This is a genomic window from Terrabacter sp. P2_E3 (assembly GCF_056403915.1).
In genome coordinates, this window is sequence record NZ_JBFUEN010000010.1 from 127,332 (window position 1) to 147,637 (window position 20,306).

Sequence of the window (20,306 nt, forward strand, 5' to 3'; positions counted from 1 at the left end):
GCGCCTCGGCCCCGGCCCGTTCCCGCCCGAAGGCAGGGACCGGACCGGGGCCGAGGGTCACGTCGGTGCGACTCAGAGGTTGCCGCGCTTGTCCTGCTCGCGCTCGATCGCCTCGAAGAGCGCCTTGAAGTTGCCCTTGCCGAACCCGAGCGAACCGTGCCGCTCGATGAGCTCGAAGAAGACCGTCGGGCGGTCGCCGAGCGGCTTGGTGAAGATCTGCAGGAGGTAGCCGTCCTCGTCGCGGTCGACGAGGATCTTGCGCTTCTGCAGCTCCTCGATCGGCACCCGGACGTTGCCGATGCGCTCGCGCAGCTCGGCGTCCTCGTAGTACGAGTCAGGGGTGTCGAGGAACTCGACACCGTTGGCGCGCAGGGCATCCACCGAGGCGAGGATGTCGTTCGTCGCGACGGCGAGGTGCTGCGCGCCGGCGCCGCGGTAGAACTCGAGGTACTCGTCGATCTGGCTCTTCTTCTTCGCGATGGCCGGCTCGTTGAGCGGGAACTTGACGCGGTGGTTGCCGTTGGCGACGACCTTGCTCATGAGCGCGGAGTAGTCGGTGGCGATGTCGTCACCGATGAACTCGGCCATGTTCACGAAGCCCATGACGCGGTTGTAGAAGGAGACCCACTCGTCCATGTGGCCGAGCTCGACGTTGCCGACGATGTGGTCGAGGGCCTGGAAGAGACGCTTGGGCTGGCCCTCGCGGCGGACGATCGACGACGCGGTCGGGACGTAGCCGGGAAGGTACGGGCCGGCATACGTCTGCCCGTTCACGGCACGCTGGACGAGGGTGTGGCGGGTCTCGCCGTAGGTCGCGATGGCGGCGGTGCGCACCGTGCCGTGCTCGTCGGTGTGGTCGGTGGGCTGCTCGAGGACCGTCGCACCGGCCTTGACGGCCTGGGCGACGCACTTGTCGACGTCGGGCACCTCGAGGGCGATGTCGACGACGCCGTCGCCGTGGCGGCGGTGGTGGTCGGCGAGGGGGCTGTCAGGGTCGACGGCGCCCTTGATGACGAAGCGGATCGAGCCGCTCTTGAGGACGAACGCCTTGTGGTCGCGGTTGCCGTTCTCGGGACCCGAGTAGGCGACGAGCTCCATGCCCCAGGCGCTCTGGTAGTAGTGCGCGCTCTGCGTGGCGTTGCCGGCGACGAAGACGATCGCGTCCCATCCGGTGACGGGGAAGACGTCGGTGTTCTCGTCGTACTCGACGAGACCGACGAGCTGCTTGAGCTGGTCGAGGTCGAGGTCGGCCTCGCGCTCCTGGTCGGTGAGGTCGGCGGCCGGAGACGGCATCGTGTCGGTCATGGAGCGAGAGTGACCGAGAGCGTCGAAGTGTGCAACAGCAGCCTTCGCGGCTGAACACAGTGCACAAAGTGTTGCCCGTATGCCGTGTGGTGATGGACACTCTGTCCATGACCTCAGGAGCGGGACCGTCGGTGCGCGCACCGGTCGACGCGCTCGACTGCCGCATCCTGCTCCTGCTGCTCACCGAGCCGGGCATCGGCGTGCTCGGCGCCTCTCGCCGGCTGGGCGTGGCCCGCGGCACCGTGCAGGCCCGGCTGGACCGGCTGCAGCGCACCGGCGTGCTCCGCTCGATGGCCCCGGACGTCGACCCGGCCGCCCTCGGCTACCCGGTGACGGCGTTCTGCACCCTCGAGATCCGGCAGGGTCGCGGTGGGCACTCCCCTGTCGTCGAGCACCTCGCTGCCATCCCCGAGGTGCTCGAGGCGCACACGATCACCGGCTCCGGTGACGTGCTCATCCGCATCGTGGGTCGCGACAACGCCGACCTCCAACGGGTCATCGACCGCGTCGTCGACGACGCGCACGTGACGCGGGCCTCGACCGTCATCTCGCTCGCCACGCGCCTCGACCACCGCACGATCCCGCTCGTCGAGCACCTCCTCGACACGTCGTCCTGACGTGCGAGGCTCGCACACCCTGCAGCACCGGAACGACCCACCGCACCACTCATCCCACCGAGCCGGACCAGGAGCCACCCGTGACCGCCAACCCCTACGCACCGCGGCCCGACGTCGAGCTGACCCACCCGGAGTGGAGCCACAGCGCGACGATCTACCAGATCAACCAGCGCCACCTCACGCCCGAGGGCACGTTCCGGGCCGCCGAGGCGCACCTGCCCCGCATCCGCGACCTCGGCATCGACATCGTGTGGCTCATGCCGGTGCACCCGATCGGGGAGCTGAACCGCAAGGGCGTGCTCGGCAGCCCGTACGCCGTCAAGGACTACCTCGGCGTCAACCCGGAGTTCGGCACGCTGGAGGACCTGCGCCACTTCGTCGACACGGCCCACGGTCTCGGTCTGCGCGTCATCCTCGACTGGGTCGCCAACCACACCGCGTGGGACAACCCGCTCGTCGAGGAGCACCCAGACTGGTACGCCCGTGACTGGAAGGGCGACCTGCGCCCCACGCCCTGGTGGGACTGGGACGACATCATCGACCTCGACTACGACAACCCCGACCTGCGTCGCTACATGACCGAGGCGATGAAGTTCTGGGTGCGCGACGTCGATGTCGACGGGTTCCGTTGCGACGTGGCCGGATTCGTGCCCGTCGACTTCTGGGACAACGTCCGCCGCGAGCTCGACGAGATCAAGCCGGTCTTCATGCTCGCCGAGTGGGAGTCGCGCGACCTGCACGTCCGCGCCTTCGACATGACGTACGGCTGGAGCTGGAACGAGACGCTCCACAAGATCGCCCACGGCAAGGCCGACGTCGAGGCCCTCAAGGTCTACTACGCGTGGAACGACCGCTTCTACCAGCGCGACGCCTACCGGATGCTCTTCGTCAGCAACCACGACAAGAACGCGTGGGAAGGCACCGAGTACGAGCAGTTCGGCGACGCCCTCCTTCCGGCGATCGTCCTGTCCGTCGTCAGCGAGGGCATGCCGCTCGTCTACAACGGGCAGGAGGCGGGCAGCGACAAGCGGCTCATCTTCTTCGACAAGGACGAGATCGAGTGGCGCGAGGACGAGCAGGGCGAGCTCTACCGGCAGCTCTTCGCCCTCAAGAAGGCGCACCCCGCGCTGTGGAACGGCGCCGCGGGCGGGCGCATGGTGCGCGTCCCCAACTCGGCCGAGGCGGCGGTGCTGAGCTTCGTGCGAGCCGTCGGCGACGACCGGGTCTTCGGGGCGTTCAACTTCAGCGACGAGGACCGGACCGTGACGCTCGGCGACGGCCCGCAGGCGGGCTCGTGGCGTGACGCCTTCAGCGGCGAGACCCTCGAGCTGGCGCAGGGCCAGCAGTACACCCTGCCGGCCTGGGGCTACCAGGTCCTCGTCGGCGCCTGACGCGACGGAGCAGGGCCTCGGGCGCTCCTCCACGGGCGGCCCGAGGCCCCGGACGGCACAGGGGTCGTGTCCCGTCGACTGGTAGACGATCGAGCGCCCAGATCATGACGTGATCCCGTCGAAACCGTGCACGCAGCGGCCTTCGATCCGCGAGAATGGAGATGCGTACCCGTCGGTGCTCCCCTGTCCCGGCGGGTACGCCTCTGCCGTGCCGACGTCCCACCAACCGGTCGGCCGGGACGGGGCGTCCCGCTGAACTCCCAGGCGGCGGGACGCCCCCCGAGCGGACGGGGCAGCCGCCGGCACGGGTCAGCGCCGGCGCGCCTCGACGAGGTGTCGCGTCGAGTGGGCGACGAACGGCCGGCCCGCCCGCATCCCGGCGTCGAGACGTTCGAGGGTCTCGCGGTAGGTCTCGACGGTGAAGTCCGGGACCCACCAGACGCACCGACGCAGGAGCCACACGACGGCGCCCACGTCGTACAGCTCCATCCGGCACCGCGCGGTCTTCAGGTCGACGACGTCGAGGCCCGCCGCGCGAGCCTCCCGGCCCTCGGCCTCCGGGTCGCGACCCAGCCGCTCCCGCGGGAGCGGGCCGAGGAACTGCTCGATGAGCTCGAACGCCGAGGCCGGGCCGACGTGCTGGGCGAGGTAGGTGCCGCCGTCGACGAGCACCCGCGCGATCTCGTCCCAGGCCGGCCGCACCGGGTGGCGGCTCGTCACGAGGTCGAAGGTCGCGTCCGGGAAGGGCAGCGGGTCACCCGGCGTGACGGGCACGACCTCGACGCCGCGGGGCCCGAGCAGGGCGCGCGCCCGCTCCATGTTGGGCGCCCAGCCCTCGGTGACGACCATCCGCTCCGGCAGCACCGGCACCTGCGCGACGATCTCGCCACCGCCGGTGTCGAGGTCCAGGGCAACCGTGGCCCTCGACAGCCGAGCGGCGAGGAGCCGGGCGTAGCCCCAGACCGGCCGCTCCTCGGTGGCTCGGCCGTCGAGCCAGCCGAACCCCCAGCCGGTCACGTCGGCGTCGACCGCCTCGTCCACGAGCTCCTCGAACGCACGCATCCGCTCATCCAACCGGCCCGTGGGCCCGGCCTCCACCGGATAACCGACGACGGCACCGGCCCGGCCGGGGCATCCCGGCCGGGCCCGCGACGTCAGGGCGTGACGGTGATCGGGCTCCCGTTGCTGACGAGCTTCCAGTCGACGCTCGAGAAGGCCGCCGGGTCGATGACCTTGTTGGCGGTCGCCCAGTCGATGAGCAGCTGGCGGATCTCGATCTGACGGTTGTAGACGACCGGGGCGGCCACGACGCCCGGGAAGTTGCCGCCTCCCGACTGGCGGTAGTTGTTGATCGCGACGACGAAGCGCGCGTCCGGCGCCACCGGGCTGCCGGCATACGCGAGGTTCACGATCCGCGAGCCGACCGCCTTGGCGAGGTCGATGTCGTAGGTGAGGTCCGCGTCGAGCCCGCCCATGACGTCGTAGTTGTAGTCGGGGGTCGCGTTGGCGTTGGTGATCGTGTCGGCGGCGACCGGGCCCGTCGTCGTGCAGGGCTTGAAGTACTCCGCGCTCTTCTCGAGGTACGCCTTGACCTGGGCTCCGGTGAGGACGATGCCGAGGAGGGTGTTGTCGTAGATGTAGAGGCCCGCCACGTCGCGGATCGTCACGTCGCCGGCCGGGATCGCGGCGAGCTTGTTGAACGGCGCGGCGATCGACAGGACCGGCAGGGACGCCTCGGGCGTGCCCGCGAGCGCCTTCTTGACCGCGTCGGCCTGGACGTAGTTGATGAAGTCGATCGCGGCGGTGTCCTCGTAGCGCGACGTGGACGCCGACATGGCCTGCGTGCACGTCCCGATGACGCCGTTGACGTAGGTCAGCACCTTCTGGTGGGCGGCTGCGACGGCGCCGGTCACAGCGGGGTCCTCGGGCGCGACGTTGGAGTTGTAGAGCGTCGCCTCGGAGTGGACGACCTGCCACTGGCCGCGCACCTTCTGGACGTCGATCGACATCCGCGTCACGCGCATGCCCCAGTAGTAGGGCTCGGAGAGGAGGACCTTCTTGCCGGTCTGCGCGTTCGTGACGTAGCGCTGCGGGATCTCGAGGTGCGCGTGGCCGACGAGGACGGCGTCGATGCCGGGGACCTGCTCGGCGAGCAGCGCGCTCGCGTTCTCGACGTAGGGCAGCGCGTCGCCCCACGACGACTTGCCGTTGTCGCCTGAGTGGCACGCGACGATGACGATGTCGGCGCCGGCGGCCTTGAGGCGGGGCACCATGACCTTCGCCTGCTCGATGATGCCGGGGAACTTCACCTTGCCCTCGACGTTGGCCTTGTCCCAGATCGCGACGCCGGGCGTCACGAGGCCGAGGATGCCGACCTTGATCACCTTGGTGTCGGGCAGCTTGACCGTCTTGATGACCCACGGCTTGAAGACCGGGGCGCCGGTGTTCCAGTCGACGGAGTTCGCCGACAGGAGCGGGAAGTTCAGCTGCTTCTCGAAGGCGCGCAACGTGTCGAGGCCGTAGTTGTACTCGTGGTTGCCGAGCGCGGCGGCGTCGTAGCCGACCTGGTTCATCGCCGCGGCCATGGGGTGCGTCGAGCCGCCGGTGATGGGGTCGATCTTGGCGTAGTAGTACGCGAGCGGCGTGCCCTGGATCGTGTCGCCGGCGTCGATCGTCAGGGTGCGCTCTGCGCCGACCTCGGCCCGGATCGCCTTGATGATCGAGGAGGCCTTGGCCACGCCGATGTCGTTGGCCTTGGCGTCGGTGTACTCGGCGTTCTTGAAGTAGTCCCAGTTGTAGACGTTGCCGTGCAGGTCGGTCGTGCCGAGCACGGTCAGCCGGACGACCTCGCCGTTGGTGCCCGGGGCGGTGGCCGCCGGAGCGGCGTCGGCGGGCACGGCCGAGCGCACGGCCGCGAGCCCGGCGCCGCCGACGGCGGCGAGGGCCAGCAGCTGGCGACGGGTGGTGGAGGATCCGAGGAGGTCAGGGGTGTGGTCGGTGCTCATGTCGTCCTTCGCTGTCAGGTGCTCGATCGGAGCAGTCCCGGTGCACGGTGCGCGGCTCGCCCCCGAGGCGCAGTGCACGACCATAGCCGGACACTTCCGCCCATAGGCCGACAGCACCGGTCGGTTTCGTGAACCCTCAGCGTCGGCCGACGAGCCAGAGCCGGATCTTGTCGATGCGCTCGGTGACCTGCTCGGTCGAGGCGGCCGCGAGGTCGGGTCCGCCACAGACGCGCCGGAGGTCCATGTGGACGTTGGCGTGCGGCAGCCCCTTCTGACGGGCGTACGTCGAGACGAGCGTGTTGAGCTCCTTGCGCTGGGCGGCAAGGGCCCGGTGGGCGGCGACGGGCATGGGGGCGGTGGCGCCCTGGGGGGCCTTCTTGACCTGACGGCTCTGCCGCTCGCGGAGCAGCGCCGACACCTGGTCGGGCTCGAGCAGGCCCGGCAGGCCGAGGTACTCCTCCTCGTCCTCCGACCCGATCTGGGCGTGCATGCCCCACTGCTGCTTGTCGAAGAGCACGTGGTCGAAGTGGGCGTCGGACTCGAGCGCCTCGAAGGCGCCCTCGTCGAGGGCCCCGCTCGCCTTGTCGGCCCGGTTGGCCTCGTCGAGCAGGCTCTGCTCCTCGGCCCACATCTGGCCGATGTCGTCGGGGTTGGGCTTGCGGTCGAGGGCGTGGTCGCGCTGCTCCTCGAGGCGCGCCGCGTGGTCGAGGACCACGGGCACCGAGGGCAGGAAGACCGACGCGGTCTCACCCCGCCGTCGGGCGCGCACGAAGCGTCCGACGGCCTGGGCGAAGAAGAGCGGCGTCGAGGTGGACGTCGCGTAGACCCCGACCGCGAGCCGCGGCACGTCGACCCCCTCGGACACCATGCGGACGGCGACCATCCAGCGCTCGTCGCTCGCCCCGAAGTCCTCGATGCGCTTGCTCGCGCCGAGGTCGTCGGAGAGGACGACCGTCGGGGCCTCGCCGGTCAACGAGCGGAGGATGGCGGCATACGCCCTCGCCTGGGTCTGGTTGGAGGCGATGACGAGGCCGCCGGCGTCCTCGACGTGGCGCCGCACCTCGGTGAGGCGCCGGTCGGCGGCGGCGAGGACCGCGGGGATCCACTCCCCCTTGGGATCGAGCGCCGTGCGCCACGCGTGGGCGACGAAGTCCTTCGTCATCGGCTCGCCGAGGCGCGCCTCGAGCTCGTCGCCGGCCTTGGTGCGCCAGCGCATGCTGCCGCCGTAGGCCATGAAGAGGACGGGTCGCACGACGCCGTCGCGCAGCGCCTCGGCGTAGCCGTAGGTGTAGTCGCTCGAGCTGACGAGGGTGCCCTCGGCGTCGAGCTCGTACGTGACGAACGGGATCGGCGAGGTGTCGGAGCGGAAGGGCGTGCCGGTCAGCGAGAGCCGACGGGTCGCGGGCTCGAAGGCCTCGCGGATGCCGTCGCCCCAGCTCTTCGCGTCACCGCCGTGGTGCACCTCGTCGAGGATGACGAGGGTCGAGCGCGACGTCGTCAGCTCGCGGTGCAGCGACGGGCGCGAGGCGACCTGCGCGTAGGTCACGGCGACACCGTGGTAGTCGTCGCTGTGCCGGCCGATGCTGTTGCTGAACTTCGGGTCGAGACTGATGCCGACGCGGGCGGCGGCGTCGGCCCACTGGGTCTTGAGGTGCTCCGTGGGAGCGACGACCGTGACGCGCGAGACGATGCCCGCGCTCAGCAGCTCGGTGGCCACGCGCAGGGCGTACGTCGTCTTGCCGGCGCCCGGTGTGGCGACCGCGAGGAAGTCGCGCGGCGACTTGCCGAGGTAGAGGTCGAGCGCCTCCTGCTGCCACGCGCGCAGCTTGCTGGCGGTACCCCACGCAGCCCGCTCTGGGAAGGCGGGTGGGAGGTGGAAGGCGGCCCCTGAACTCATAGAGAGGCCACCGTAACGAATCCCCGAGGACGACATGCCGAGGCCCCGCCTTGCGAGCGGGGCCTCGGCCTGGATGGTATGCCGCTCAGTCGGTTTCGCGACGTCGAGCAGGCGCGCTGGTGGTCACCGGCCGGCGCGGTACGCCGTCCACTGGGCCTGCATGCGCGAGACCTGGCCGGTCGTGAAGGTGTTCATGCAGGAGTCGTACGTGTAGTCCATGAAGTTCTTGATCGGGTCGAGGCCGGGGCTCGTGCACGTGTCGCGGCCGGTCGGGCACTGGTAGGCGGCGCTGGCCTCGGCGGGCGTGTCGTCGACGTAGTCGCCGTTGCCGTTACAGCCGCCCTGGAAGGTGTGGTAGAGCCCGACCCAGTGGCCGACCTCGTGGGTGGCCGTGTCGCCCTGGTTGTAGTTCGTCGCGCTGCCACCGGGCAGGGAGGCCGTGAGGATGACGACGCCGTCCATGGCGTCGTAGGTGCCCTTGGGGAAGGTCGCCCAGCCCAGCAGCCCCTGACCGATGTTGGCCGAGTAGAGGTTGAGGTCAGCCATCGTGCCCTTGCGGAGCGTCGTCTTCATGCTCTTCTCGGCCGCCGAGCCGGGCGTCACGGTGTACCAGGACGAGTTGCTCGTCGAGTCGGAGCCGGCGAGGCTGAAACTGAGACCGGTCCCCGAGTAGGCCTTGTTGAGGACGCTGATCTGGCTGCTGATCGCGCTGCCGCTGACGGTGCCCTGGGTGCCGTTGGTGATGGTGTGCCAGTAGACCTTGACCGTCGTCGGTGCGAAGGTGCTGCCCGTGCCCGGCTTGCCCTGCTGGCCCTCCCTGACGACCTTGCCCGACGAGTCCCGGGTCAGCCCCTTGGCCTCGAGGGCCTTGGTCAGGGCGGCCTCGTTGGCGCGCACCTGTGCGTCGGTCAGCTCGTGCGGGTCCTTGGCGGTGCCGTGGGTGCCGCGGGCTCCGACCGCGCCCACGGCCGCCGGGTCGAGGCACGCGGCGCTGCCGTGGCCCTCCATCACGGGCGCGGCCTGCGCCGGTGCGCTGAGGGATGCTGCGGCGAGTGCGAGCGGTGCCGCGAGCATCAGGGAGCGAAGCTTCATGGGGTGACCTTTCTCGTCCGACACGACGCCCGATCGGGCGACGATCCCAGCGACTGTAGGTACGCGACAGTCAGTGGCGGAGCCGGGGCGCGTAAAGAACCCTTAAGGAAAGCCCTCGGTCGGGCGGTGGTGGTCAGGCACCCGCAGACGCGTCGCTCAGGACTGTCCGCCGCCGCCCTGGTCGCCGTCGCCGCCGTCCTGGGGGTCGCGAAGGCCTTCGTAGATCTCCTTGCAGACCGGGCAGACCGGGAACTTCTGGGGGTCGCGGCCCGGGACCCAGATCTTGCCGCAGAGGGCCACGACGGGCTCACCCGACAGCGCGCTCTCGAGGATCTTCTCCTTGCGCACGTAGTGCGAGAAGCGCTCGTGGTCACCGGGCTCCTGGAGCTCCTCGCGAACCTCCTCACGCTCGATCGTGGCCGTGCTCGTGCGCCGCAGCGGCTCGGGCTCGGGCTCGAACGGGTCGGGAGGCATCGTGCTCATGACGAGAGTGTATGCCGCCCTGCCGCACCCCGAAGGAGCCGCTCCCCCGCGGGATAGGCCCCCCACGACGCCGGGAGCGCGCCGGGTCGGCCGCTGAGCAGCACCGCCTCGACACCGGCCTCTGGGCCGTCCGGCGCCGGCTCGAGGCCGAGGCGCCGCAGGGTCTGGCGGGCCACCGCGACGGGAGAGTCGTGGATCGTCACACCGTCCCCGAGGGCCGCGACGATCCGGTCGACGACGAGCCCGTAGTGGGTGCACCCGAGGACGAGCGAGCGCACGCCCGCGGGGGTCTGCGACGCGGCATACGCGATGCAGGCGTCGACCGCGTCGGGGTCACCGGACTCGATGGCCTCGGCGAGCCCCAGGGCCGCAACGGCACACGTCTCGACGTCGGCGGCGAAGGCGTCGACGAGGCCCCTGAGGTAGTCGCTCGACGTCGTGGCAGCCGTGGCCCACACGGCGACCGGCCCTCCCCCGGCGGCCGCCGGGCGGATGGCCGGCACCGTGCCGATGACGGGGACGGCCGGCTCGAGCTCGGCGCGGAGGGCGCCCAGCCCGTGCACCGAGGCGGTGTTGCACGCGACGACGATCGCGGCCGGCTCGTGGGGAAGGGTGGCGCGCGCCGAGGCGAGGATCAGTCGCTGGACCTCGGCGGGCGTGCGCGGGCCGTAGGGCATGTTGTCCGGGTCGAGCGACAGCACGAGCCCGAGGTCGGGCCGCAGCGCGTGGAGGGCGTCGGCGTACCCGAGGAGCCCGAGACCGCTGTCGACGAAGGCAACTCGCCTGGTCGACCTCGGCATCCCGGGATGCTCCTCGGTGTCCGGCCGCACGGGCCCCGTGACGCCCATGTCAGTTCATCGACGGGTCGTCGGGGAAGTTCGCGACGTACGCGAGGCTGTCGCGCTGGCGTCGGAGCACCTCACGCCACAGCCCCTCCGGCCGCGGCGTGAAGGCGTCGCGCACCTCCGCATCGACGACGTACCAGTCGCCGCGCAGCACCTCGTTCTCGAGCTGGCCGGACTCCCACCCGGAGTAGCCGGCGAAGATCCGCAGCCCCGCCAGCTCGGCCGCGACGACGGGGGTCGGCACGTCGAGGTCGACGAGTCCGATCGAGCCGAAGAGGCGCTTGACCCCGAGCGGCTCCGGCTCGTCGCCCGGCACCGTGACGAGCCCCAGCGCCGACGACGTCGACACCGGCCCGCCCTGGAAGAGGACGTGCGGGGCGGTCACGACACGCTGCCAGCCCGGCAGCACCGAGTCCACCTCGGCCGACAGGGGCTTGTTGAGCACGACGCCCTGGGCGCCGCCGTCGTCGTGGTGGAGCATGAGGATGACGGACCGATGGAACACGTCACCCCCGACGGACGGCGTCGCCACGAGGAGGCGGCCGGTGTGGAACATCGAGCTCACGGGCCCAGCCTTCCACACCGGCGACTGCTCAGAAGCGCGCGCCCCGCTGACCACGGCGGTCGTCGTCGCCCCAGCGGGACACGAGACCGTCACCGCGGTCGGTGCGACGGCCCCGACGGTCGTCGGAACGACCGCCACCGTGCTGCGGACGCGAGCCGCTGCGCTGGCCCTGGCGCGGACCGCGCGGACCGGCCGGCCCACGACGATGCGCCTTGGGACCGGCGATGAGGCGCTGGAACTCGTCCTCGGCGATCGCGACACCGCTCGGGGTCGTCGCACCGGTCGCCGCGATGATCGCATCGCCGGGCGTGGCCCGCACGGGCGAGATCTCGAGACCGGCGTCCTTGAGCTGACGCTCCATCGTCCGACGCTGGTGCGGCAGGGCGAGGGTCACGACGGTGCCCTTGTCACCGGCGCGAGCCGTACGACCGGAGCGGTGGAGGTAGTCCTTGTGGTCGGCCGGCGGGTCGACCTGCAGGACGACCGAGACGTCGTCGACGTGGATGCCGCGGGCCGCGACGTCGGTCGCGACGAGCACCGGGAGGGTGCCGTCACGGAACGCGCCGAGCACGCGGTTGCGCTGGCCCTGGTTGAGGCCACCGTGGAGCGCGGCCGCCATGACGCCCTGCTCGCGCAGCTGGAGCGCGATGCGGTCGGCGCCGAGCTTGGTGCGACAGAACACGACGGTGCGGCCCTCGCGGTTGGCGACCTCGGCCGTGATGACCTTCTTGTGCTGCGGGTCGATGAGCAGGACGTGGTGGTCCATGCCCTCGACCGACGCGGTGGCGTCGTTCGTCGAGTGCGTCACCGGGTCGGTGAGGTACTTCTCGACGAGCGCGTCGATGCCGCGGTCGAGCGTCGCCGAGAAGAGGAGGCGCTGGCCGTCGGACGGGATCTTGTCGAGGCTCGTCGTGATCTCGGCCATGAAGCCCATCTCGGCCATGTGGTCGGCCTCGTCGAGCACGGTGATCGCGATGTCGTCCATCTCGACGGCGCCACGCTCGAGCAGGTCGTTGAGGCGGCCCGGCGTCGCGATGAGGATGTCGACGCCCTTGTTGAGCGCGTTGATCTGCGTCGTGTAGCTGAGGCCACCGGCGACGAGCTTGTGGCGCAGGCCGGCGACGTGCACGAGCGGCTCGAGCGCGTCGGAGATCTGCATCGCGAGCTCGCGCGTCGGCGTGAGGATGAGGGCGTGCGGCTTGCGCGGGCGACGCTTGAGGTCGGCCTCGAGCAGCCGGGCGATGAGCGGCAGGCCGAAGGCAAGGGTCTTGCCCGAGCCGGTCTGGCCGCGGCCGAGGACGTCCTTGCCGGCCAGCGCGTCGGGGATCGTCGCGGTCTGGATCGGGAACGGCGAGGTGATGCCCTCCCGGGCGAGGCGCTCGACGATCCGCTCGGGCAGGCCGAGAGCGGCGAAGCCGTTGTCGGCGGCGACGTCGACGGGTCCGTCGGACACGTCCGCGCGGGTCGACTTGGTCCAGGTGTCGGCGTCCATGCGCTCGGCCTCGGCGTCGTCGAAGCTCACGGGAGCCCGGTCGGCTGAACGGTCGGCGAAGCGGTCGGCGCCACGGTCGTCGCGGCGCTCGAAGCGCGGGCGGTCCTCGCGGCGCTGGAAGCCACCACGGTCGCCACCACGGTCATCGCGGCGCTCGAACGACGGGCGGTCCTCGCGACGCTGGAAGCCGCGGTCACCACGGTCGTCACGACGCTGGTACCCGCCACGGTCGTCGCGGTCGCCACGGGGACGGTCGAACGACGGACGGTCCTCACGACGCTGGAAGCCGCGGTCACCACGGTCGTCACGACGCTGGTACCCGCCACGGTCGTCGCGGTCGCCACGGGGACGGTCGAACGACGGACGGTCCTCACGACGCTGGAAGCCGCGGTCACCACGGTCGTCACGACGCTGGTAACCGCCACGGTCGTCGCGGTCGCCACGGGGACGGTCGAACGACGGACGGTCCTCACGACGCTGGAAGCCGCGGTCACCGCGGTCGTCACGACGCTGGTAACCGCCACGGTCGTCGCGGCGGTCGGACGAGGGGCGGTCGTCGCGGCGCTGGTATCCGCCACGGTCGTCGCGACGCTCGAAGCTCGGGCGGTCCTCGCGACGCTGGAAGCCGCGGTCGTCGCGGCGCTGGTAGCCACCACGGTCATCGCGGCGGTCGTCGCGGCGGTCCGAGGAACGGTGCTCGTCACGCGGGGCTCGCCACTCGCGGCCACCGACGTGCGAGGAGCCCGACGATGCCGGGCGGGAGGTCTTGGGGCCGGAGAAGGAACCGGAGGACTTCTGTCCACCCTGTCCGCGGTGCGGCTTCTTGGTCGCGGCGGCCTTCTTCTCGGTGGACCAGCGGGCCTTCTTGGGCGCGCCGGAGGAGGTGTGCTTGGGCATTGCGTATTCAACTCTCTTGACTCGATGCAGACTTCGCCTCGAGCCGTGAGTCACACCACGACCATGCAGACGAGCCTCAGGCGCAGGAATCTCTGCGCCCCATGTGTACCGGTCCCCGGCATCTGTGCCGTCCGGTGTTCGGATCCGCTCCGCGTCGGTGCCGGGCCGCGCCGTCTGCGCGGTCTTCCGGTAGGGGTGTCACCTCGTCGGACGAGCCTGCCCGCCGGGCATCCCCGGCGCCATCTCTTCCGTCGTGATCCGAGGAGACCTCGGAGTCGGATGCCGCCAAGTCTACCAGCGACGCAGCCGGGGCCCGACCACGAGCACGGCCGCCCCGAGCGCCACGCCGACGAGGTCGACCACCGCGTCCCACACGTCGCCGGAGCGCCCGGGGAGGAGGAAGTGCTGCACCAGCTCGCTCACCGGGGCATGGATCGCGAAGATGACGACCGCGGTGCGCACGGACCGCAGGGCGCGCCCCACGGCATACGTCGGCACGGCGAAGACGAGGAGGTGCACGACCTTGTCGGTCCAGCTCACCGGGCCCTCGACGGTGACGACGGGCCAGTAGAGGACGAGCAGCTGCGTCACGACGGCCGCGACCGCCAGGCCGACCACGAGGCGCGAGGTGGGGGCGGACCGTCGCGGGAGGCTCGTCATGGCACCGCAGTCTAGGTAGGTTGCGACGAGGGCCCCGACCCGCTCCGCGAGGGCCGCGACGAGAGGAACCCCATGGGCAAACGCACGGTCACCGTCACCGGCGCCGGCAGGGCCGCCGTCTCCCCCGACGTCGTGCGCCTCGACCTGCGGGTCGGGCACGACGCCGACGACGTCGCGACGGCCCTCGCCGGGGCGGCCGAGGGCATCACGAAGGTCGGGGCGGTCGTGCGCGACCACGACGTGGCCGACGCCGACATCCGCACCCTCGACGCGGGCGTCAGCCAGCGTTGGGACAACACCGGTGTCGCGGTCGGCTTCACGGCCCAGCAGCGGCTCGCCGTCACCGTGCGCCGGCTCGAGTCGGTCGGCGAGATCCTCGAGGCCGCCGCGTCCGCGGTGGGCAACGCCCTGCTCGTCGACCAGGTGCGCCTCGACGTGTCCGACCGCAGCGAGGGACTGCGGCGCGCCCGGGAGGCCGCCTTCGCCGACGCCCGCGATAAGGCGCAGCAGTATGCCGCCCTCTCCGGCGCCGAGCTCGGCGCAGTCCTCGGGGTGGCCGAGGCGGGCGCCATCCCGGTCCAGCGCCGCGAGATGAAGCTCATGGCGGCCTCGATGGACGCCGGCGGCATGCCCGTCGAGGGCGGTGACCTCGACCTCGGGGCTTCCGTCACCGTCACCTGGGAACTGCGCTGAGGGCGGAATACCCGTCACACGCCGATCGTTGGGAGAGACATGGCTACCACTGACCTGACCGCGCAGTCCTTCGAGAAGACCGTTCTCGACAACGACATCGTCCTGGTCGACTTCTGGGCGTCCTGGTGCGGCCCGTGTCGGCAGTTCGCCCCGGTCTACGACGCCGCCTCGCAGAGCGGTGACAACGAGGGCATCGTGTTCGGCAAGGTCGACACCGAGGCCGAGCAGTCCCTCGCATCGGCGGCGAACATCACCTCGATCCCGACCCTGATGGCCTTCAAGGAGGGCGTGCTCGTCTTCGCCCAGCCCGGTGCGCTGCCGCAGTCCGCGCTCCAGGACGTCATCGAGCAGGTCAAGAACCTCGACATGGCCCCGATCAAGGAGCAGATGGCGGCCGAGGCGGCCGGCGCCGCTTCCGGCGGCCAGACCGAGCAGGCCTGACGAGCCCGGACAGACGGCATACGGCACAGACGAAGAGGGCGTCCCGCGAACGGGACGCCCTCTTCGTGCTTGTCAGCGACAGCGTGACGTGGCCACCACGTGAGTGGTGGAGGTGGCGGGAATTGAACCCGCGTCCGATGACGAGAAACCAGGGCTTCTCCGGGTGCAGTGCGCTATGGCTTTTCTCGGCCCCAGGGCTCGCACGCACGCGTCCCCTGACAGGCCCAGTTGAGTAAGAGTCCCGTGCAGCCCCCCAACATGACTGCACAGCAAGTTTCCTAGCTGATGCCAGACACTGAGTCGGAAACTAGCTCAGGCTGACAGACTTCGAGGCTCGCTCAGGCGGCGAGGGCGAAGTCGGTGCGCTTGGAATTGGCACCTATGGTTTTGCAAGGAGCGTTTACGAGATAACCCTGCATCCTCGACCCGCTTCCCCTGACATGTCGACCACCGTCGAAACCGATCACCCCCATGAGGGGTGTCCACGTCACGCTGTTCACTTGTCAAGCTGCTCTGCGTCCCACCGGGGTGGAGTCCACAGTATGCAGGAGGAACGCTCGGGCGGTCCAAGCCATTCCCGTCTCGGATGGGAACACCCCTCTCGGGAGCGACAGGCCCGCCACTAGGCTGCCGACCGTGGTCGACGCGGACCACACCCGTCGCCCCCGGCACCCTGGAGGTCCGATGTTCCGCAAGGTTCTCGTCGCCAACCGAGGCGAGATCGCCGTCCGAGCCTTCCGGGCCGCCACCGAGCTCGGCGCCCGCACGGTCGCCGTCTTCCCCTACGAGGACCGCAAGAGCGAGCACCGGCTCAAGGCCGACGAGGCCTACCAGATCGGCGACGAGGGCCACCCGGTCCGGGCCTACCTCGACCACGAGGCCATCGTCGCCCAGGCCGTCGAGGCCGGGGCCGACGCGATCTACCCCGGCTACGGCTTCCTGTCGGAGAACCCCCTTCTCGCCGAGGCGTGCGACGCCGCCGGCATCACCTTCATCGGTCCCCCGGCCTCGGTGCTGCACCTCACGGGCAACAAGGCCCGCGCCATCGCCGCCGCGCGTGACGCCGGCCTGCCGACGCTGCGCGGCTCCGAGCCCGGCACCGACCTCGACACTCTCGAGGCCGCGGCCGAGGACATCGGCTATCCCGTCTTCGTCAAGGCGGTCAGCGGTGGCGGCGGTCGGGGCATGCGCCGCGTCGAGGGCCGAGAGGGTCTGCGCGACGCGCTCGAGGCCGCCCAGCGCGAGGCCGAGTCGGCGTTCGGTGACCCGACGCTCTACCTCGAGGAGGCCGTGGTCAACCCGCGCCACATCGAGGTCCAGGTGCTCGCCGACAGCACGGGCGAGGTCGTCCACCTCTACGAGCGCGACTGCTCGCTCCAGCGCCGCCACCAGAAGGTCGTCGAGATCGCGCCGGCGCCCAATCTCGACGCGGCGACGCGCGAGAGCATGTGCGCCGACGCCGTCGAGTTCGCGCGCTCGATCGGCTACGTCAACGCCGGGACGGTCGAGTTCCTCCTCGGCGAGGACGGGCGCTACGTCTTCATCGAGATGAACCCGCGCATCCAGGTCGAGCACACGGTGACCGAGGAGGTCACCGACATCGACCTCGTCGTCATGCAGATGCAGATAGCGTCGGGCGACACCTTCGCGTCGATGGGCCTGCGCCAGGACGACATCCGCACCAAGGGCTTCGCGATGCAGTGCCGGATCACGACGGAGGACCCGGCCAACGGCTTCCGTCCCGACGCGGGCACCATCACCGTCTACCGATCGGCCGGCGGCAGCGGCGTGCGCCTCGACGGCGGGACCGTCTTCGTCGGTGCCGAGATCAGCGCCCACTTCGACTCGATGCTCGTCAAGCTCACCTGCCGTGGGATGACCTTCCCGATCGCCGTGCGCCGCGCCCAGCGCGCCCTGGCGGAGTTCCGCATCCGCGGGGTCTCGACCAACATCCCCTTCCTCGAGGCGGTCCTCGGCGACCCGGTCTTCCAGGAGGGCCTGGCCACGACGTCGTTCATCGACCAGCGTCCCGAGCTGCTCTCCGCGCGGATCAGCGCCGACCGCGCGACGAAGCTGCTCAGCTACCTCGCCGACGTCACCGTCAACCAGCCCAACGGCCCGGTCACGACGCGGATCCGCCCCCGCACCAAGCTTCCCCAGCTCCCCGACGCGCCCCTGCCGCCCGGTGCCCGCGACCGTCTCGTCGCCGACGGGCCGGCGGCCTTCGCGCGAGCGCTGCGCGAGGCGAACGACGTCGCCGTCACCGACACGACGTTCCGCGACGCACACCAGTCGCTCCTCGCGACCCGCATGCGCACCCGCGACCTGCTCCACGTCGCCAAGCACGTCTCGCACCTGACGCCGCAGCTGCTCTCGATGGAGGCCTGGGGCGGCGCGACCTACGACGTGGCGCTGCGCTTCCTGGCCGAGGACCCGTGGGAGCGGCTCGCCGCGCTCCGTGAGGCCATGCCCAACATCCCGCTGCAGATGCTGCTGCGCGGGCGCAACACGGTCGGCTACACCCCCTACCCGACGGCCGTGACCGACGCCTTCGTGCGCGAGGCCGCGTCGACGGGCCTCGACATCTTCCGCATCTTCGACTCGCTCAACGACGTGTCGCAGATGCGCCCGGCCGTCGAAGCGGTGCTCGAGACGAACACCGCGGTCGCCGAGGTGGCGCTCTGCTACACGGGCAACCTGATGAGCCCCGGCGAGAAGCTCTACACGCTCGACTACTACCTCCACCTCGCCGAGCAGATCGTCGACACCGGCGCCCACGTGCTCGCCATCAAGGACATGGCCGGGCTGCTCCGCGCTCCGGCGGCGGCCCGGCTGGTCCGCGCGCTGCGCGAACGCTTCGAGCTGCCGGTGCACCTGCACACGCACGACACCGCGGGCGGCCAGATCGGCACGCTCCTTGCCGCCATCGACGCCGGGGTCGACGCCGTCGACGCCGCCACGGCGACGATGGCCGGCACGACGAGCCAGCCCTCGCTCTCGGCCCTCGTCGCGGCGACCGACGACACCGACCGCCCGACGGGGCTCGACATCGAGAACGTCTTCGCGCTCGAGCCCTACTGGGAGGCCGTGCGTCATCTCTACCGGCCCTTCGAGTCGGGACTCGACTCCCCCACCGGCCGGGTCTACTTCCACGAGATCCCCGGCGGCCAGCTGAGCAACCTCCGGCAGCAGGCGATCGCCCTCGGTCTCGGCGACCGCTTCGAGGCGATCGAGGACATGTATGCCGCGGCGAACCGGATCCTCGGCAACGTCGTCAAGGTGACGCCGAGCTCCAAGGTCGTCGGCGACCTCGCGCTCGCGCTCGTCGGCGCCGGCGCCGACCCGAAGGACTTCGAGGACGACCCCCAGCGCTTCGACATCCCGGACTCGGTCATCGGCTTCCTCAACGGCGAGCTCGGCGACCCTCCCGGTGGGTGGCCAGAGCCCTTCCGCACCAAGGCGCTCGCCGGCCGCCAGTCCAAGCCGCGCCTCACCGAGCTGACGCCGGAGCAGGAGCAGGCTCTCGTCGAGGCCCCGCGACGCACCCTCAACGAGCTGCTCTTCCCCGGACCGACCAAGGAGTTCGAGAGCTCGCGCGAGTCCTACGGCGACCTGTCGGTGCTCGGCACCGTCGAGTTCCTCCACGGCCTCGAGGCAGGTGAGGAGTACGAGGTCGAGATCGAGCCGGGCAAGCGGCTCATCCTCGGGGTCCAGTCGATCGGCGAGGCCGACTCCAAGGGGATGCGCACCGTCATGTGCACCCTCAACGGGCAGTTCCGACCCATCACCGTCCGCGACCGCTCTGTCGAGGCAGACGTCAAGTCCGCCGAGAAGGCCGACGCGGGGGTCAGGGGCCAGGTCGCAGCGCCCTTCGCCGGCGTCGTCACCCTCGCAGTGTCCGAGGGTGACACGGTCGAGGCCGGCGGCGTCGTCGCGACGATCGAGGCCATGAAGATGGAGGCCAACATCACGAGCCCCACCGGAGGCACCGTCTCGCGGGTCGCCATCGGCGCGCACCAGCAGGTCGAGGGTGGCGACCTGCTCGTCGTCATCGGCTGACGTCAGCCGCGTCAGCCGCGTCCGAGTCCCCGCACGAGGCCCAGCGCCTCCTCGACCGACCCCGTGACGTCGGGGATCGGGAAGAGGGTGGCGCGCACGACACGGTCCCGGTCGACGACGAACGTCTGGCGCTTGAGCCGGGTCGTGCCGCCCGCACGGAAGGTCGGCAGGCGCAGCGCGGTCGTCAGCTCGAGGTCGGCGTCCGAGAGCAGGGGGAAGCGGATGCGGTTCGCTGCAGCGAACGCGGCCTGCTCCCCCGGTCGCTGGGTCGAGACCCCGACGACCGAGGCCCCGAGGTCGGCGAACTCGCCGAGCCGGTCGCGGTACGTGCACGACTCGAGCGTGCAGCCGATGCCACCAGGGATCTCGTCGGCCCCGGGGAACGCGTTGCCGGGGTAGCAGTAGACCACCGTGAACGGCTCGTCGGTGACGGGGTCCAGGGCGTGCAGGCGCGGGATCGCCTGTCCGACGAGGCCGCTCACCCGGGTGACCTCGTTGGAGTCGGTGGCGGCACCGGCGTCGGGGCTCCCGTCGCCGAGCAGCCACGTGTCCCCGAACTCCTGCAGGGCAGCGAGGACCGGGAGCGCCCCCCGGCCGAGGGCGGTGAGGACGTACTCGTGCCGCGGCGGACGGTCGGAGTAGGCGCGGCGCTCGAGGACGCCGTCTGACACGAGGGCGTCGAGACGCTGCGCGAGGACCTTGCGCGAGATCCCCGTCTCGGCGACGAGCTGGTCGAAACGGGTGCGCCCACCGGCGACGTCGCGCAGGACGAGCAGGCTCCACGGGTCACCGAGGACGCCGACGGCGTGGGCGATGCCGCACGGGTCGACGGCGCTCGCGTGTCGCCTGGTCATGGCCTCATCC

The 20,306-nt window shown here is 71.0% G+C and carries 16 protein-coding genes and 1 other RNA gene; 5 read left to right on the plus strand and 12 right to left on the minus strand.

Annotated features, from left to right (window positions below; genetic code table 11):
- Positions 1-72: 72 nt before the first annotated feature.
- A complete protein-coding gene (gene hppD, locus AC1DW8_RS15405) occupies positions 73-1,305 on the minus strand; it encodes a 4-hydroxyphenylpyruvate dioxygenase (protein ID WP_478095099.1) in 1,233 nt (410 codons plus the stop codon).
- A gap of 107 nt (positions 1,306-1,412) precedes the next feature.
- Between hppD and AC1DW8_RS15410 the strand changes: the two genes are divergently transcribed.
- Together AC1DW8_RS15410 and AC1DW8_RS15415 are read left to right on the plus strand one after the other, a co-directional pair.
- Positions 1,413-1,922, plus strand: coding sequence for an Lrp/AsnC family transcriptional regulator (locus AC1DW8_RS15410; protein ID WP_478095101.1), 510 nt, complete (start codon positions 1,413-1,415; stop codon positions 1,920-1,922).
- Positions 1,923-2,002: 80 nt separating this feature from the next.
- A complete protein-coding gene (locus tag AC1DW8_RS15415) occupies positions 2,003-3,313 on the plus strand; it encodes an alpha-amylase family glycosyl hydrolase (protein ID WP_056827127.1) in 1,311 nt (436 codons plus the stop codon).
- A gap of 309 nt (positions 3,314-3,622) precedes the next feature.
- Here the strand turns inward: AC1DW8_RS15415 and AC1DW8_RS15420 are convergent, their stop codons facing one another.
- The 9 genes from AC1DW8_RS15420 to AC1DW8_RS15460 form a co-directional block, all read right to left on the minus strand.
- Positions 3,623-4,375, minus strand: coding sequence for a methyltransferase domain-containing protein (locus AC1DW8_RS15420; protein WP_478095104.1), 753 nt, complete (start codon positions 4,373-4,375; stop codon positions 3,623-3,625).
- A 92-nt stretch (positions 4,376-4,467) separates the two neighbouring features.
- On the minus strand, positions 4,468-6,318 hold the full coding sequence (locus AC1DW8_RS15425) for a bifunctional metallophosphatase/5'-nucleotidase (RefSeq protein ID WP_478095106.1): 1,851 nt from the start codon (positions 6,316-6,318) through the stop codon (positions 4,468-4,470).
- 136 nt (positions 6,319-6,454) lie between these two features.
- Entirely contained in the window at positions 6,455-8,215 is a 1,761-nt protein-coding gene (locus AC1DW8_RS15430; protein ID WP_056775802.1) for a DEAD/DEAH box helicase, read from the minus strand.
- 123 nt (positions 8,216-8,338) lie between these two features.
- Positions 8,339-9,307, minus strand: coding sequence for a zinc metalloprotease (locus AC1DW8_RS15435; RefSeq protein ID WP_478095108.1), 969 nt, complete (start codon positions 9,305-9,307; stop codon positions 8,339-8,341).
- Positions 9,308-9,463: 156 nt separating this feature from the next.
- Complete coding sequence (locus AC1DW8_RS15440) at positions 9,464-9,790, minus strand: DUF3039 domain-containing protein (RefSeq protein ID WP_056775799.1); 327 nt, start codon at positions 9,788-9,790, stop codon at positions 9,464-9,466.
- Positions 9,787-10,590 (minus strand): glutamate racemase, encoded by an 804-nt coding sequence (locus tag AC1DW8_RS15445; RefSeq protein ID WP_478095110.1) that lies wholly within the window; start codon positions 10,588-10,590, stop codon positions 9,787-9,789. The genes AC1DW8_RS15440 and AC1DW8_RS15445 overlap by 4 nt, the downstream gene beginning before the upstream one ends.
- A 49-nt stretch (positions 10,591-10,639) precedes the next feature.
- Positions 10,640-11,191 (minus strand): YqgE/AlgH family protein, encoded by a 552-nt coding sequence (locus AC1DW8_RS15450; RefSeq protein ID WP_056777592.1) that lies wholly within the window; start codon positions 11,189-11,191, stop codon positions 10,640-10,642.
- A gap of 37 nt (positions 11,192-11,228) precedes the next feature.
- Positions 11,229-13,589 (minus strand): DEAD/DEAH box helicase, encoded by a 2,361-nt coding sequence (locus tag AC1DW8_RS15455; protein WP_478095112.1) that lies wholly within the window; start codon positions 13,587-13,589, stop codon positions 11,229-11,231.
- Between the two features lie 291 nt (positions 13,590-13,880).
- Positions 13,881-14,249: a VanZ family protein gene (locus tag AC1DW8_RS15460; protein WP_056775796.1), complete on the minus strand. Its 369-nt coding sequence runs from the start codon at positions 14,247-14,249 to the stop codon at positions 13,881-13,883.
- A gap of 72 nt (positions 14,250-14,321) precedes the next feature.
- Here AC1DW8_RS15460 and AC1DW8_RS15465 point away from each other — a divergent pair, with 72 nt between their 5' ends.
- Entirely contained in the window at positions 14,322-14,942 is a 621-nt protein-coding gene (locus AC1DW8_RS15465; protein WP_478095115.1) for an SIMPL domain-containing protein, read from the plus strand.
- A 39-nt stretch (positions 14,943-14,981) separates the two neighbouring features.
- Positions 14,982-15,383 carry a thioredoxin gene (gene trxA / locus AC1DW8_RS15470; RefSeq protein WP_056775794.1) on the plus strand — a complete coding sequence of 134 codons (402 nt, stop codon included), beginning with the start codon at positions 14,982-14,984 and terminating at the stop codon, positions 15,381-15,383.
- A 104-nt stretch (positions 15,384-15,487) separates the two neighbouring features.
- Here trxA and ssrA read toward each other — a convergent pair.
- Positions 15,488-15,854, minus strand: a transfer-messenger RNA (tmRNA) gene (gene ssrA / locus AC1DW8_RS15475).
- 213 nt (positions 15,855-16,067) lie between these two features.
- On the opposite strand from ssrA, the gene AC1DW8_RS15480 reads away from it, so the two are divergent.
- Entirely contained in the window at positions 16,068-19,442 is a 3,375-nt protein-coding gene (locus tag AC1DW8_RS15480) for a pyruvate carboxylase (RefSeq protein WP_478095117.1), read from the plus strand.
- Positions 19,443-19,453: 11 nt separating this feature from the next.
- On the opposite strand, the gene AC1DW8_RS15485 is transcribed toward AC1DW8_RS15480, so the two are convergent.
- Positions 19,454-20,296: a winged helix-turn-helix transcriptional regulator gene (locus tag AC1DW8_RS15485; RefSeq protein WP_478095119.1), complete on the minus strand. Its 843-nt coding sequence runs from the start codon at positions 20,294-20,296 to the stop codon at positions 19,454-19,456.
- Between the last annotated feature and the right edge of the window lie 10 nt (positions 20,297-20,306).

What these genes read in the sequence shown, in the direction of transcription:
- AC1DW8_RS15435 (WP_478095108.1), bottom strand. Translation starts at nt 9,307, where the DNA reads ATGAAGCTTCGCTCCCTGATGCTCGCGGCACCGCTCGCACTCGCCGCA.
- AC1DW8_RS15440 (WP_056775799.1), bottom strand. Translation starts at nt 9,790, where the DNA reads ATGAGCACGATGCCTCCCGACCCGTTCGAGCCCGAGCCCGAGCCGCTG.
- hppD (WP_478095099.1), bottom strand. Translation starts at nt 1,305, where the DNA reads ATGACCGACACGATGCCGTCTCCGGCCGCCGACCTCACCGACCAGGAG.
- AC1DW8_RS15410 (WP_478095101.1), top strand. Translation starts at nt 1,413, where the DNA reads ATGACCTCAGGAGCGGGACCGTCGGTGCGCGCACCGGTCGACGCGCTC.
- AC1DW8_RS15485 (WP_478095119.1), bottom strand. Translation starts at nt 20,296, where the DNA reads ATGACCAGGCGACACGCGAGCGCCGTCGACCCGTGCGGCATCGCCCAC.
- AC1DW8_RS15430 (WP_056775802.1), bottom strand. Translation starts at nt 8,215, where the DNA reads ATGAGTTCAGGGGCCGCCTTCCACCTCCCACCCGCCTTCCCAGAGCGG.
- AC1DW8_RS15425 (WP_478095106.1), bottom strand. Translation starts at nt 6,318, where the DNA reads ATGAGCACCGACCACACCCCTGACCTCCTCGGATCCTCCACCACCCGT.
- AC1DW8_RS15465 (WP_478095115.1), top strand. Translation starts at nt 14,322, where the DNA reads ATGGGCAAACGCACGGTCACCGTCACCGGCGCCGGCAGGGCCGCCGTC.
- trxA (WP_056775794.1), top strand. Translation starts at nt 14,982, where the DNA reads ATGGCTACCACTGACCTGACCGCGCAGTCCTTCGAGAAGACCGTTCTC.
- AC1DW8_RS15450 (WP_056777592.1), bottom strand. Translation starts at nt 11,191, where the DNA reads ATGTTCCACACCGGCCGCCTCCTCGTGGCGACGCCGTCCGTCGGGGGT.
- AC1DW8_RS15445 (WP_478095110.1), bottom strand. Translation starts at nt 10,590, where the DNA reads ATGCCGAGGTCGACCAGGCGAGTTGCCTTCGTCGACAGCGGTCTCGGG.
- AC1DW8_RS15455 (WP_478095112.1), bottom strand. Translation starts at nt 13,589, where the DNA reads ATGCCCAAGCACACCTCCTCCGGCGCGCCCAAGAAGGCCCGCTGGTCC.
- AC1DW8_RS15480 (WP_478095117.1), top strand. Translation starts at nt 16,068, where the DNA reads ATGTTCCGCAAGGTTCTCGTCGCCAACCGAGGCGAGATCGCCGTCCGA.
- AC1DW8_RS15460 (WP_056775796.1), bottom strand. Translation starts at nt 14,249, where the DNA reads ATGACGAGCCTCCCGCGACGGTCCGCCCCCACCTCGCGCCTCGTGGTC.
- AC1DW8_RS15420 (WP_478095104.1), bottom strand. Translation starts at nt 4,375, where the DNA reads ATGCGTGCGTTCGAGGAGCTCGTGGACGAGGCGGTCGACGCCGACGTG.